This window comes from Natronobeatus ordinarius (genome assembly GCF_024362485.1).
GTDB classification, from domain to species: domain Archaea; phylum Halobacteriota; class Halobacteria; order Halobacteriales; family Natrialbaceae; genus Natronobeatus; species Natronobeatus ordinarius.
In genome coordinates this window covers 3924773-3938348 of record NZ_CP101456.1, presented here as the reverse complement: position 1 = coordinate 3938348, position 13576 = coordinate 3924773, and the positions used below count along the sequence as shown (strand labels likewise).

Annotated in this window: 13 protein-coding genes, 1 tRNA gene and 1 pseudogene; 7 read left to right on the top strand and 8 right to left on the bottom strand. The window is 65.3% G+C overall.

Translation table 11 applies throughout. The annotated features are described in order from the left end of the window. Positions 1-124: 124 nt before the first annotated feature. A pseudogene (locus NMQ09_RS21205) lies at positions 125-175 on the top strand (hypothetical protein); the annotation flags it as partial. A 114-nt stretch (positions 176-289) separates the two neighbouring features. Here NMQ09_RS21205 and NMQ09_RS19785 read toward each other — a convergent pair. Then, positions 290-970 (bottom strand): hypothetical protein, encoded by a 681-nt coding sequence (locus tag NMQ09_RS19785; RefSeq protein ID WP_255192285.1) that lies wholly within the window; start codon positions 968-970, stop codon positions 290-292. A 750-nt stretch (positions 971-1720) separates the two neighbouring features. On the opposite strand from NMQ09_RS19785, the gene NMQ09_RS19780 reads away from it, so the two are divergent. Then, positions 1721-2446: a VOC family protein gene (locus NMQ09_RS19780; RefSeq protein ID WP_255192284.1), complete on the top strand. Its 726-nt coding sequence runs from the start codon at positions 1721-1723 to the stop codon at positions 2444-2446. A 407-nt stretch (positions 2447-2853) separates the two neighbouring features. On the opposite strand, the gene NMQ09_RS19775 is transcribed toward NMQ09_RS19780, so the two are convergent. Beyond that, positions 2854-3393, bottom strand: a complete 540-nt coding sequence (locus NMQ09_RS19775; RefSeq protein WP_255192283.1) for an HIT family protein — start codon at positions 3391-3393, stop codon at positions 2854-2856. Between the two features lie 276 nt (positions 3394-3669). Here NMQ09_RS19775 and NMQ09_RS19770 point away from each other — a divergent pair, with 276 nt between their 5' ends. Continuing rightward, positions 3670-3870 carry a DUF7835 family putative zinc beta-ribbon protein gene (locus NMQ09_RS19770; RefSeq protein ID WP_255192282.1) on the top strand — a complete coding sequence of 67 codons (201 nt, stop codon included), beginning with the start codon at positions 3670-3672 and terminating at the stop codon, positions 3868-3870. A 54-nt stretch (positions 3871-3924) separates the two neighbouring features. Here the strand turns inward: NMQ09_RS19770 and map are convergent, their stop codons facing one another. From map to NMQ09_RS19755, 3 genes are all read right to left on the bottom strand, one after another. Continuing rightward, complete coding sequence (gene map / locus NMQ09_RS19765) at positions 3925-4821, bottom strand: type II methionyl aminopeptidase (protein WP_255192281.1); 897 nt, start codon at positions 4819-4821, stop codon at positions 3925-3927. A gap of 64 nt (positions 4822-4885) precedes the next feature. Then, on the bottom strand, positions 4886-5689 hold the full coding sequence (locus NMQ09_RS19760; protein WP_255192280.1) for a TrmB family transcriptional regulator: 804 nt from the start codon (positions 5687-5689) through the stop codon (positions 4886-4888). 83 nt (positions 5690-5772) lie between these two features. Further along, positions 5773-7410, bottom strand: a complete 1638-nt coding sequence (locus NMQ09_RS19755; RefSeq protein ID WP_255192279.1) for a DUF255 domain-containing protein — start codon at positions 7408-7410, stop codon at positions 5773-5775. A gap of 144 nt (positions 7411-7554) precedes the next feature. Here NMQ09_RS19755 and NMQ09_RS19750 point away from each other — a divergent pair, with 144 nt between their 5' ends. Together NMQ09_RS19750 and NMQ09_RS19745 are read left to right on the top strand one after the other, a co-directional pair. Further along, complete coding sequence (locus NMQ09_RS19750; protein WP_255192278.1) at positions 7555-8154, top strand: FxsA family protein; 600 nt, start codon at positions 7555-7557, stop codon at positions 8152-8154. Positions 8155-8221: 67 nt separating this feature from the next. Further along, a tRNA-Ile gene (locus NMQ09_RS19745) sits at positions 8222-8295 on the top strand. Positions 8296-8654: 359 nt separating this feature from the next. Here NMQ09_RS19745 and NMQ09_RS19740 read toward each other — a convergent pair. Both NMQ09_RS19740 and NMQ09_RS19735 read right to left on the bottom strand, forming a co-directional pair. Further along, the gene (locus NMQ09_RS19740) at positions 8655-9161 is read right to left on the bottom strand and encodes a hypothetical protein (RefSeq protein ID WP_255192277.1); all 507 of its coding nucleotides are present in this window, start codon (positions 9159-9161) and stop codon (positions 8655-8657) included. After that, positions 9161-9700: a winged helix-turn-helix domain-containing protein gene (locus tag NMQ09_RS19735; protein WP_255192276.1), complete on the bottom strand. Its 540-nt coding sequence runs from the start codon at positions 9698-9700 to the stop codon at positions 9161-9163. Before NMQ09_RS19735 ends, NMQ09_RS19740 begins: the two co-directional genes overlap by 1 nt. Before the next feature lie 836 nt (positions 9701-10536). On the opposite strand from NMQ09_RS19735, the gene NMQ09_RS19730 reads away from it, so the two are divergent. Then, complete coding sequence (locus tag NMQ09_RS19730; protein WP_255192275.1) at positions 10537-10830, top strand: hypothetical protein; 294 nt, start codon at positions 10537-10539, stop codon at positions 10828-10830. A gap of 141 nt (positions 10831-10971) precedes the next feature. Then, complete coding sequence (locus NMQ09_RS19725) at positions 10972-11889, top strand: EamA family transporter (protein ID WP_255192274.1); 918 nt, start codon at positions 10972-10974, stop codon at positions 11887-11889. Positions 11890-11892: 3 nt separating this feature from the next. On the opposite strand, the gene NMQ09_RS19720 is transcribed toward NMQ09_RS19725, so the two are convergent. Beyond that, positions 11893-13500 carry an AMP-binding protein gene (locus NMQ09_RS19720; RefSeq protein WP_255192273.1) on the bottom strand — a complete coding sequence of 536 codons (1608 nt, stop codon included), beginning with the start codon at positions 13498-13500 and terminating at the stop codon, positions 11893-11895. Positions 13501-13576: the final 76 nt, after the last annotated feature.

Here is a 13576-nt window from a genome sequence, read left to right as displayed (position 1 = left end):
CAAATTATCTGTAAAAGTGTGTTCCGAAGGCAAGCATTCCGAAACTGGAACCCACACCGAAACATCACTTCGATCTATGGCCAGCCCACTGGGAGTTCGTCCCGGTGGGGAATAATCTCCACCCTTGTTCACCGCCATCGATCCGGACGCGCTGGACGCGCTCGTTCAGGCGAATGCGGACTCGAACACCGGTGAGATGGAAATCCAGTTCACCGTACCTGGATTATCTGGACTGACTGTTCGTCGGGTAGTCGTAGAGGGAGGCGAGAACGGTTCTATGGCGCCCGTCTCACACGGGCAACAGCAGTCGCACGTTTTCCGCGTACAGCCGGGGCAGCCGTCTGCGCGAGCCACCCAGTGCGTCCCGGAGCGCACTCTCTGCCGCCGTCTGGATCCCTTCGCCGTGACCGACGAGGATGCGCTCGGGGGCGACTCGCTCGAGTGCGCGCGGCGGCACCGCCCGGAGCATCGGGTGGACGCCGAGGCGTTCTTCGCGGGTGCAGAAGTACTCGGCCGTGCCGACGGACTCGGGGACGAGGAGCGTTCCGCGTTCGGGGTCGTAGAGGGCGACCTCCTGCCAGAGGCGGCTGGTGTGTAAGACGATCGTCTCGAGGCCGGTGTCGGCGAGTGTCGCTCCGAAGCGGACGATCGGCGCGTCGAGCTCCTCGGCGACGCCCTCGAAGAAGTCCGGCAGGTAGACGGGGACGTCGTGGCGGTTCGCGACGGTCGCCGCGTCGCGTTTGTGCCGGTCGAAGGTGACGACGACGCCCGCTACCGCGCCGAACTCGGTGAGCAACTCGTCGAGCCCCTCGGCGTCGACGGGGTCGAACACCCAGACGTCGTCGTCGAACGCCAGGGCGTGGCTCGCTCGCTGCATCGTCTCGTCGGGGTGGGCGAGCCAGCCGACGCCATCCTCGAAGCGGTCGATCTCGCGAAATTCCGCCGCACGCTCGTCGACGCGGAATGCCATGGGCAGGCTAGGGACTCGAGGTCCATAAACGCGCGTCAGGCGGTGAACGTGCTCGAGCGGCGTCGACCACTCGGAAGCGTCGACGCCGAACCGGTCGACGCCCATAGTGTCTGCTCCAATAGGTATAAGTAACTATAATTCGTCTGTGGTGACTGAAGCCGCGCTCTAACAGTCGCGGGGGCATGCGCCGAAATGCCCCGGGTGCAGGATCACCCGAGACGTGGCTTCCAAGCCGCGAGGCTTCAAAAGCCATGTTCGCGTTCATCCCGCCGAGACATAAACGTCTCGCACGACAGACGTATCGCACACGATTAGCGGTTCGCGTCGGAATCCAGCGTTCGGGGGAGCCGTGAGCGAGCAGCCAGGAACGGCTCACGACCGCGAGGCGTCGTCGCTCCCGTCGTGTCCGCGGTGTGGCTCGCCTGTAACGGCGGTGACCTCACGTGGGCCGACAGAACACGTCGTCTCACCCTGTGGCTGTCGGGTTCCGTCGCCCGACTGCTGATACTACTGGACAACAGTCAGCAACCACTCGATCGCGCTGTGACCGGCCGTCGGAATCGCTGACGGCCGGTCGCGTGCGATCGATGTGTGAACCGTTTTGTCCGGCAGTATGAACTCGAGCCGATCGTCGAGACGGCCAGCCACCAACCACCGACACACCACCGCTCGAACCCGTCCCGGTCGCATCGACGATCGGTTTTTCCGACCGCCGACGCCTCTATATCACTCCCTCGAGTACCCCCACGTATGCTGACTGGTCTGGCCTGGCTCGCCCTCGAGGTCAAGTACCTCGAGCCGGCTCGCGAGTTCTACGGGGAGACGCTCGAGCTGTCGTGTCGCGGGGAGACCGAGCGCGAGCTTCGGTACGAGGCGGGCGAGACGACGATCGTCTGCCGGCGACCCGATGGAATCCCGCGCGGGGGGCTGCACACTCACTTCGCGTTCTCGATTCCGCACGCGGAGTACGACGACTGGTGGGATCGCCTCTCCAGGACGTACGACCTCGAGGAGTTTCGCTTCGGCTCCTCGCGGTCGCTGTACTGCTACGATCCCGACGGCAACTGCGTCGAACTCGGCCAGACCGACGTCGAGGGGCCGGGCATCGACGGGATCTTCGAGGTCGTCCTCGAGGTCGAGGACCTCGAGCGCGCGGAGGCGTTTTACGCCGAGTTAGGGTTCGAGACGGTCGATCGCGGCGAGGAACGGACTCGCGTGCGAATGAACGGCCCGATGGCGCTCGAGCTCTGGGAGCCCCAGCTTGGGCTGGCCGACGCCCGCGGCGGCGTCCACGTCGACCTCGGGTTCGAGACGGACGATCCGGCTGGCGCGGCCGAGGCGGTCGCGGATCGGGCGTGCTTGCTCGAGTCGGTGGGCGGCGGGGGTGGAGTCGACGTTGAGGGCGGAGCCGACGGGGACGAGCAGGTCGTGGTCCGCGATCCGGACGGCCACCACCTGACGTTCCTGACGCGGTAAGCGTTCGACGACTCCGACCGGAGACGAGAGCGGCGGATTCGAGGTCGGCGTTTTGCACCCGTCCAGTGTCGACGCTCGAGCGACCCGGCCCTCGAGCGGAGCGAGGGGTGACTGGGACGACCGAACTCACACGAAACACGAATGGGGCCGCCCATCCTCGTGCGGGCCTCGCGCTCGCTCGGCCACGCACTCGGGGATGAGACCGCCACGCCTCCCCGGCGGCGCGGGGATGCTCGACGCGCCGCCGTGATCGTCGGCGCGTCTCGCGGGTGCGCCGCCGCATCCTGGTGGCAGGCCCGACGGTCGGCGCGCGTGGTTGGGTCGGGAGCCGACGCGCGTGGTTGGGTCGGGAGCCGACGTGCGTGGTTGGGTTGGGAGCCGGCGCGCGTGCTCGCGTACGCCGTCGGTCAGTCGAAGACGACGGCGCATCTCTCGTCCGGTACGCTCGCCCCGTCCTGTGCGGCGAAGGCGTCGTGGACGAGGTCGTAGGTGTCCTCGAGCGCCTCGACGATGACCGTCGTGTCGCTGAGGACGGGCATGAAGTTGGTGTCGCCCTGCCAGCGGGGGACGACGTGGGTGTGCAAGTGCTCCTTGATGGAGCCGCCGGCGCCCTCGCCGAGGTTCAAGCCGGCGTTGAAGCCGTCCGGAGCCAGTGCCGACTCGAGGGCATCGAACGTGCGGGCTTTCAGGCGGGCGTGGTCGAGCAGTTGCTCGTCGGTCAGCTCCCCGTAGTCGCCGGTGTGTGCGTGGGGGATGACCATGGCGTGACCGGGGTTGTAGGGGTAGTTGTTCAGCAGGACGAACGAGTGCTCGCTTCTGGCGACGACGAGGTTCTCACGGTCAGCCGCCCGTTCTGCGAACGCACAGAAGACGCAGCCGTCGACGTCCGGGTTTTTCTCCTCGCGTCTGATCCACTCGATCCGCCACGGTGCGAACACCTGCTCCATACCGGTTCGTTCGTCAAGCGGAGCCTAAAGTGTTCGAATACCTGGCTCGACCGTGATCACCTTCCCTTGAAGGAGGGCTGCGCGGCTTCGGTAATTGCCAATTTATTCCACTAACCTCTTGAAAAAATATATATTTTAATGACTTCTTAGCTCTCGATAAACGGTCTCGAACCCTCTCTTGGCTATATCCGACTCGGCTGCACCGGCAATCTAGTTTTCGTCGCCACACGAAATGAAGTAGGGATTTATATTCCACCTGTGCTGAGTACTCAGCCAATGGCAACGACTGACAACTCAATAAACGGGATGACCGAATACTGTGAGGAGTGCGGGTTCGACACCTTGCACGAAGTCTCCGTCCAGATTCGCACGGAGAGCCTGAAAGAGGAGAACGCACAGTTCTCCCGGGAGCCCTACCGCGTCACCGAGTGTCAGCGGTGTGGGCTCCGCAAGAGCCAGCGAATGAACAACGCCTGAACGAATTCTCGGCGTCGACTCGACGAGCCTCGAGCGTGTGTCTATTCGACTGGCTCACTCCGTCGTGACTTCACAGCCGCCGTGCGTGACGATGATCGTGTGTTCTTTCTGGCTGACGAGGCAACCGTCGTCTTCTTTGAGGACCGGGTAGCCGTGGACGACGCCGCTGGCTTTCAGCCGGCGAAGGGCGAGCTCCGGTCGGTCCGTCTCGAGCCAGCGCGTCGCAAAGGGCAGCGTCCGGAACTCCTCGGTGATCTGGGCGAGCGCCTCCCGGGCCTGGCGGTTCCGGACCGATCGTTCGTTCTGCAGCGAGAAGATCTCCTCTTTCGACCCCTCGGTGACCTTGCCGCCGCCGTCGGTCGCGAACGGCTCGATGGCAACGACGTCGCCGACCTCGAGCGTGACGCCCTGTGAGACGGCCCGATTCGGGATGTTCGGGCTGGTGTGTTGTTCCCAGTGGCCGAGTCCGTGCCCGGTGAGATTGACGACAGGGTTGAAGCCGTAGCCGTCGATGACGTCCTCGATTTCGGCGCCGATGTCGCCCGTGTCGACGCCGGGTTCGATTACGTCGATGGCGGCCTCGAGCGCCTGCTCGGAGGCCTCAGCGAGTTCCGGGTTGCCCGAGAGGTCGACCGTGATCGCCGTGTCGGCGAGCCAGCCGTCGACGTGGACGCCGATATCTAAGTTGATCATCTCCTCGCCGAACGTCGACTCGTCGTCGATGGCGGGGGTCGCGTGAGCGGCCTCCTCGTCGATCGAGATGTTGACCGGGAACGCCGGCTCGCCGCCGAGCTCGCGGATGCGCTCTTCGGCGAACTCGGCGATCTCGAGGTGGCTCACACCGACGTCGACGCGATCGGCGGTTTCCTCGCGGACCTGCGAGAGGATTCGCCCCGCTTCGCGGTGTTTCTCGTACTGTTCTGCCTCGAGGTCGACCTCGGATTCAGCCATGCAACCGGGTTGTATCGGTCGACAAAAAGAGGTTGCGCCTCTCTGCGAGGGCCGTTCGCGATCGTCAGAACGTAAGCGGCGTCGCCTGATTCCAGTTGGGGAGGAACTCCTCGTGGACGTCGGCGGCGAACTCGGGGTCTTTGAGGTCGATCATACCGAACACCTCGTTCGACGAGAGGGGGTTCGGAACCTGGATACAGACCTCGACGCCGTCGATAATGTTGAACGTCCCCGTCACGTCCTCGCTCGTTCGCACGGCGAAGTCATCACGAGCCTGCAACGCCTCCTGGTACCGCTGGCCGACCTCTGGCGAGAGCGCGTCGACGAGCTCCCGGCTCATCAGGATGTCTACGCTCACGCCCCGGTCGAGGGCGTCCTCGAGGTGTGCCAGCACCTCGTCGCCGACCGTGCGGATGTCCATCTGGGGAGAGGGATCGGCCGCGACCATCACGATGTCCCGGTCGGCAGCGGTGAGTCGCTCGAGCAGGAGGTCGATCGTCTCCTCGGGGCCGACGGCAGCCGTCCAGAACTGCTCTTCGACTGGCTCGGCCGCGTCGAGCTCCTCCGAGAGGTCGTCGACGATCTCCTCGTACTGGTCGGCCTTCTCCTCGAGTTCGCGCTTTTTGTCCTCGAGCAGCCGATCGAGCGCCGTGGCGGGTTCGACGGCGACGTACTTCTTCGGTCGGCTCGCCGTCTGGCTCCGGACGAGATTGTACTGCTCGATGCTGTTGAGCACGTCGTAGATCCGCCCCATCGGGACGTCACTCGCTCGCGACAACTCCTTGGCGGTTGTGGGTCCCGTATTCAACAATGCGCGGTACGCCCGTGCCTCGTATTCAGAGAGTCCGAGGTCCCGGAGACTGGCCATGTCGTGAGCATCCGACGCCACGACCATAAACACTGCGATAGTTTTGACAATGGAGTTACAACGGCGCGAAGGCGGGCGATTGCTCACTCGAGGACCGACCGGAGCCGCTCACCCAACTCGGCCGGAGTTTCAGCGACGTCGGAGGCGCGCTCGCCGCGTTCGACCCGTGCCGTTCCCGGCTCGAGGCCGTCGACCGTCGCGTCGGGGACGACGACCTTCTCGTGGTCGGCGACGCGCAACGCGGCGCGGTGGAGGTCTGAGCCAGCCTCGTCGGCGACCCGCACGACGAGGGGGTCCTCGAGCAGTCGCGCCGTGACCGACGCGTACCGGGCGGCACTCGGGCCGAACCGGTCGCTCGCGCCCGCGAAGTCCGCGAGCGCCTCGCTGGCGAGCTCGCGGTACCGATCATCGTCAGTGAGGACGGCGAGGTCGACCAGCGCGTCGGCGAGCTCGACGTTCGCTCCGAGGGGACGGAGGGGATGGGAACACAGCCCGCACCCCGTCGCCGGCCCGTCGAGGAACGAATCGCCATCGCGGAGTCGCTCGAGGGTCGTCTCGGCCACCGCCTCGGCCTCGTCGAGGACGTCAGCCCCGAGGACGCTCCGGGCGCTCGTCAGCGCCTCGAGGACGCGAGCCTGGTTCGCGAGCAGGCACGGTTCACCGGTCTCGTCGGCCGCCCGGTAGTGGACGACGACCCCGTCCTCGAGCAGCTCCGTCCGGAGGTACTCGAGCGCGCGCTCGGCGTACCGACGGGCGCGCTCGTCGTCGGTGTAGCCGTAGTAGGCGAGCAGGGCGTCGACCGCCAGCGCGTTCGCACCTGCGTAGACGGTGTCGTCGACCGGCGGATCCTCGCGCTCCCGGTCGCTCGGCTCGAGGGTGTACGACGCAGCCGGAGCCGGCGCCTGGCTGCCCGCGAACGCGCCGGTGTCGGCGTTCCACAGCGTTGTCGTCAGGTAGTCGATCGTCCGGTCGGCCGGCTCCCGGTACACTTCGCGCCCGGTGTAGCAGTAGGCGTGAGCGAACGTTCGCACGAGCGCGGCGTTCTCGTCGAGCAGCTTCTCGTGCTGGATCCTCGACCAGTCGCGCTCGAGCGCGTAGCGGTAGAAGCCGCCCTCGTACTCGTCGAGCAGGTTCGCGCTCACCGCGTCGAGCGAGCGCCGGGCCATCTCCCGGTCGCGCTTGAGCGCGAACTCGAGCGCCTCGGGGAGCGGGAACTTCGGGCCGTCGCCCCAGCCGCCGGCGACCTCGTCGTAGGCCGCGGTGAGCTGGCCCAGCATCCCCGCTTCGACGTCCTCGGTGAGCTCGCCAGCCGGCGGCGTCTCGTCCTGCAGCGGGCGCGGGACCCGTCCGGCCTCGGCCCCCTTCGTCTCCCACAGGGCTCGGACGCGCTCGAGCACCTGGCGCATCCCGTCCTGGCCCAGGTAGCCTGCGCCGGTCAGCACCGCGCCGTCGGGGGCGAGAAACACCGTCGAGGGGAACCCACCCATGTTGTACCGGTCGCGAACGCGCGGGTGGCGATCCACGTCGATCCGCACGGGGACGAAGTCGTCGTTGACGTTCGCCGCGACCGTCGGGACGGCGTACGTCTCCGCGTCCATCTCGTGACAGCTGTCACACCACGTCGCGGTCAGCGAGAGCAAGAGTGGGACGTCCCGCTCGCCCGCCTCCGCGAACGCCTCCCGTCCCCACGCCCGCCACTCGACCCGCGTGCCGTCGTTCATGTCCGATTCGAGGGTCGTGAATCGTGTAAGGCCTTCGTTCACCGATCGCCGCGGTGATCTCGAGCCCGACTCGAGGTCGATGCGGCCGAATCGATCGTCGAGACGAGCGTAAAGCGTTTTCACCCCTCGGTTGGTACTCGAGGTATGCTCCGGTGGATCCTGGTGCTGTTGCTCATCCCCTTCCTGGACGCGGTGGTCCTCGCGCTCGTCGTGAGCCAGACGCCGTGGTTCGGCTGGGTCGCGATGGTCCTGCTCGTCGTACTGACGGGGCTGATCGGGATGTTACTCGTCCGCGCGGAAGGGCGGCGAACGCTCCGGAAGATGCACCGCTCGATGCTCGAGGGAGAGCCGCCGACGAACCAGCTGCTCGACGCCGGGCTCCTGATTGCCGCCGGGGCGTTCTTGCTCACGCCCGGGCTCGTCACCGACGCCCTCGGCGTCCTGCTCGTCATCCCGCCGACGCGGATTCCGATCCGGATGGCGCTCAAGCGGTTCGTCATCGTCCCCTACGCGGACAGAAAGACCGACGGCCTCGTCTCGGGCACCGTCTGGACCTACGGCTTCCCCGACCAGGGTGCACCCGGTGCTGGCGGCCAGGGTGGCGCCTCGAGCGGTGCCGACACCTACGACCTCTCCGAGGACGCCTACACGGTCGATGCCGATCGCGATGACGAGCCGTACACGATCGAGTTCGGCGACGACGACCGCGACGAGGACGAGTGGGACGACGGCAGCGTCCGCTAGCGCTTCTCACAGCCCTGCGAGAAAGAAACGCTTAAACCATCCAGCCGGCAACTGGAAGATGCGAAGCGGGCCAATAGCTCAATCAGGTTGAGCGCCACTCTGATAAGGTGGAGGCTCTCGGTTCAAATCCGAGTTGGCCCATATTCTGGTGGCGAGCAAGATCGCGAGCCACCAGTATCGGATCGAACTCGGATTTGAATTACGCGAGTCGCAGCCCGGGAAGCGACCCGGAACGTCTCGAGGTGGTTCAAATCCGAGTTGGCCCACTCAGCTTCTGAACGCTTCTTAGACGCCCGGTAACGCCGGTTTTAGCGCTCAACAGCTCCGTTCACGGCGTTTGGGGAAATCGGTGCCCCCTCAATTTCGCCGTTTAGTTGATTCACTTCCTGAACGCGGGTCGCCTCCGTCTTGGGATTCCAATTAGCCCAAACGGTTGTATGGTTGATGAAATTTGGGGTGGTCGGAGATCGTCTTTCCTAAATCAAAACGCATCTTGGACATTACTCGAAGAGAGACGAAGAGGTATCGAACCCGATGGGTCCCCCCTCCCAGTTGACAGCGAGGATCGCATCCTGAAGCGATTTGATCCGCTGCTCGACAACGTCAAGCGGATGCGTGTCGATGAATTGCGCTTGTTCGTGAGCGACGACCGTTGAGCCGTCGTTCACTTGCAGGTGTACCGGACCGAGGTCGTGATGAGTGTCGTCTTGATGCCAGCCGACGAGCAGGCTTCGATCCGGCTCGATCCAGTTGATCCAATAGTACTCATACGGATCGCTCGTTCGTAGTTGGAATCCGATCTCGACGCGAGCAGCCGTTACTGGATATGCGTCATCACTTAGGAACTGACGCGGATTCACGTCACCAACGACACGGTACGAGCCAGCTTCGCGCGGTTCAGCACGCCGTTGTCGCACGTTGTCACAGTCGGCGCTGAGCCGTTGCTGGATACGGTCGTGGAGCCGTTTGCTCTGCAGGTTCGCCCGATTAGCGAGAAATACAACCATCAGGCGAACGTCGAACGCGAGTCAGTTCGGGACGAGGTGAGTTCGACAACGTCCCCGTACAGCTGGAGCGCGTGCTTTACGAGCCCGAGTTCCGTGTTGATCGCTTCCCATGTAGCGATCACGTTGCGGCGCTCTCTGAGCTCTTCAGCCGACAACTCATCCGTAGCGAGTTGCTCTCGGAACTCCGTGAGCGATCCAACGTTGTACTCCGCCGCGAGCTCCTCTTGCTCCGCTTTCAGCTCCGTGAGCTGGCTCTCTAACTCGTCGCGCGAGTGCTCCTCGATCAAGTCCGTTACTTCGTCAAAGAGCATCCGGACAGGATTCAGATCATATGCCTTCGTGCCATCAATGGTCGTTTCGGTGACCCAGTCGTCGCTCTCCAACCGCTGGAGTTCGTCGGCTGCCGTTGCGCGCGAAACGGCTGCGCGGTCCGCGATCTCCTGTATTGGCGTTGGCTCGTCCAGCAACTCTACAACGTGTCGAACGCGCTCACGCCCGCTCATGCTCTCCGTCCACGATCTCTGGGTCGAGTCAACCATCGTACTGGCACTTACACCGGCTGGCTCAAATAATTTGGCTCTATTCAAATATTCAAACAGCGGCAACAGCGAGGCTTGGTATCTCTTACTGGATGCAGGAGATCCGTACGGTGGTGATAGAGATGCGAGCGCATACCCCCGCCTTCCCGTGGGGGACGGGCATTCCGACACCCTGTCGGAACCGAGGAGCGAACAGGCGGGGGTTGAGCGGACACAGCGGCCACCAACCACGGGCAGCGGCTGTCGGATTTCCCACCGCAACCGTTTTTCTGTGGTCCCGTGTAGTACGGAGTGCTACGGAATCAGTGAGATGCCGGCCCCGAACCACAAGGGGCGGCGAATTAGCGGTGGTTCGCACGGCGATGACACGGGTTCCGATGGGGCCTGTTTGACCGGGCCACAGCCCTATACAGGGAGGAAACGAGAGTTCCCCCGGTGTGTCGCCGGTTCCCCTCGAGTGCGGGTTGGAACCTCGAACGCCACGCTCGGCGGAACTCCGATGGGCGGATTCCACGTCCTCAGGGCGTGGAGGAGGTCAAACTGAACCAGCGGTCTTCTCCCAGGACTCAATTCGTACTCACTCCGGACGACCACAACCGTTTTTGACACCGGTTGAACGTCGATGAGGTCTCGAGAGCGTCCCGGAACACGCCAGAGGTATCAGCTTTGAAGTAATTGAACGAGCGGATAACCAAGCAATTCGTAGATGCCACCTCTGACCGGACCAGAGTCCCTAAATAGCGTGAACAGGTGAATTCGCTCGTGGCGCACTGTCTCGTGCACCTACCGATTTCTCGACAGGAAAGTTTATAGCCCCGTACTCGACTCTTCGAGGTATGCCACCTGAAGCAGGACTCCCCAATCGGGTCACGATTATCGGACGCGGCGTTCCTTCGAACTACGAGATCAGCGTCGACGGTGCGATCGAGATGGTCGACGCCGACCCGCTCGAGGAAGCGGTCGTCGTCTCGGATCGAGCGGCGGAAGGAGCGATCGAGACCGGCGTCCAGCGCTTTCGGTTCTCCGGTCGGATGGCCAACGTGCACCTCGTCGACTGGAACGGCGTCCCCGCGCCGGAATCGCCGAGTACGCCACACGTTCACGTCGATTACGGCGTTCCAGAACGGTAGGGCATCGAGCTGCTGTGCCGAGCGACCGGCACGGCTGCCGGATCGGTCGCAGCTGGGCCGAAACGCTCGTCCAGCAGTCAGTATCGATGCCGCGGTGAGGATTCCAGAGCGGTTATCCATCCAGGGACGAAAGTCGTTGGCGTGCCGCTCGAGGTATCGGACTGGACGCTCGGCGTACTCTTTGCGATCGTCGGAGCCGTCGGCTTCGCCGGCCAGTTTCTCTGCATTCGGTTAGGAACGGTCGACGGTGAGGTGAGCGATGCGGTGCTCGTCGTCCTGGGGTGTAACGTGGTGCTGGTCGCGCCGCCCGTGCTGGTGCTGTACGAGCCGCCGTACACGGCCCTGTTCACGCCGACGTCGTTCGCTGCGTTCGCCGCGGCCGGCATCGCGGGGATGTTCGTCGCCCGTCTCCTCATGTTCAAGAGCATCGAGGAGATTGGGGCGAGTCTCACCTCGCCCGTGATCGCCTCGAACGTCCTCTTCGCGACGATATTCGCCGTGCTCTTTCTCGGCGAGCGGCTGACGGTGATTCACTTTCTGGGCATCGTGTTAATCGTCGGCGGGCTCGCGGTCGTCTCCTGGGAGACGGCCGCTTCGTCGCGAGCGGAGCAGTCGATCCGGGAGACGGGGACGACGCTCTTGCTCCCGCTGGGCGCGGCCATCTGTATCGGTATCGAACCGATCTTCGTTTCGATCGGGCTGGTCGAAGGGACGGCGATCCTCCCCGGCATCGTCGTCATGGCGGGCGTGGCGACGATCGGGTTCGTCGGCTACCTCGCGTGGACGGGCTCGCTCCGCCGGATTCCGCTCCGGCGCGCGTCGACCGCGTGGTACGTCGGAGCCGGCGTCTCGACGACGATTGCCTTCCTCGCCTATTTCGCGGCGCTCGAGGTCGCCCCCGTCGTCCTCGTCATGCCGCTGTTGCAGCTCACGCCGCTGCTCGTGGTCGTCCTCTCCCTGCTCTTGCTCCCGCGACGCCTCGAGCACGTCACGTGGCGGGTGGGTGCATCGGCGCTCGTGATCGTCGTGGGTGCGACGTTCGTCTCCCTGTCCGGGTAGCGATCAGCCGATCCGCCGGTCGTCGTCCCAGTGGCGGTCGCGCAGTGTGTCCTTGTCGGGCTTGCCGAGCGGCGTCTCGGGGAGCGCGTCGACGAACTCGACGGCCTTCGGTTTCTTGTAGCCTGCGAGCCGCTCGCCGGCGTACTCGCGAAGTGCTGCCGCGTCGACGTCGGCTCCCTCGTCGACCACCACGACCGCGTGGACGGCCTCGCCCCACTCCTCGTGAGGGACGCCGATGACGGCCACCTCTGCCACGGCGGGGTGGTTGCCGAGCACCTCTTCGACCTCGCGGGTGTAGACGTTCAGCCCGCCGGTGACGACGACGTCGCTGCTCCGGTCGAGCAAGTAGAGGTAGCCGTCCTCGTCCACGCGCCCCACGTCGCCGGTCCAGACCCAGCCGTCGCGCAGGGTCGTTTCGGTCGCCTCCGGGCGCTCGTGGTACGACTCGAAGGCGTACGGCGAGCGGACGGTCACTTCGCCGCGCTCGCCCGTCGACACCGGCTCGCCGGTCTCGAGGTCGACGATGCGGACGTCGGTGAGCAGACACGGTCGCCCCGCCGAGCGAAGCAGCTCCTCGTCGCCGGTCTCGAGCGCCAGTTCGTGGTCGCGTCGGTCGAGCGTCGTGATCAGGTTCGGCACCTCCGTCTGGCCGTAGAACTGGACGAACACGGGTCCGAACCGGTCGATCGCCTCCTCGAGCCGGTCGGTCTGGATCGGGGCCGCGCCGTAGATCACCCGCTCGAGGGCGGGGACGTCGGCTGGCTCGACGCCGGCGTCGAGCAGCCGGTACAGCATCGTCGGCACGAGGAACGTCCAGCTCACGTCGTGTGCGTCGACGGCCGCGACGGCCCGGTCGACGTCGAACCCGTCCTGGACGACGACCGTGCCGCCGGCGAGCAGCCCCGACAGCAGGAACGTCCCGCCGGAGTGTGACAGCGGCGTCGAGACGAGCCCCGTGTCGGCGTCCGAGAAGCCGAGCTCCATCAGGTGGGCGTAGAAGTTGACGGTCAGGCAGGCGTGGCTGTACAGCACTCCCTTCGGCTTCCCGGTCGTCCCGCCGGTGTAGAAGTGGCCGGCGATCGACTCCGGGCGCACGGCGACGTCGGGTGCGGACTCGGCGTCGCCCGCGTCCTCGAGTGCCTCGAGCGCGTGCCACCCGTCGGGCGACGTCGATCCGGCCGCGTCGTTGGCTCCGAGCGAACGGGCGACGGCGATCCGGGTCGTGAGCGAGCCGTCCGACGGGAGCCCGTCGACGTCGCCCGTCCGGTCGGCGTCACAGACGATCGTCGTCGCGCCGGAATCCGCCAGCAGGTACGCGAGTTCGTCCGTCGACAGCGTCGGGTTGATCGGCAGCCGGGTCGCCCCGGCTTTGAAGATGGCGAGATCGACGATCGGCCCCTCGAGCCGGTTCGACAGCAGCGTCGCGACCCGATCCTCGGGTTCGACGCCGAGATCGACGAGGGCGTTCGCGAGCGCGGTCGACCGGCGGTCGAGCTCGCCGTAGGTGAGCGAGCCGTCGTCGGTGAGCACCGCGGTTCGCTCCGGTCGACGGGCGAACGCCTTCGAGAACAGCGCGGGCAGCGTCTTGGGAAACTCGCCTTCGAACTCCATGGGTGGCGTTACCGACGCAGCCACATAACGGTCAGCGGTTCGAATCCCGTCACGCCCGCCCGCCGGCGAACGACAG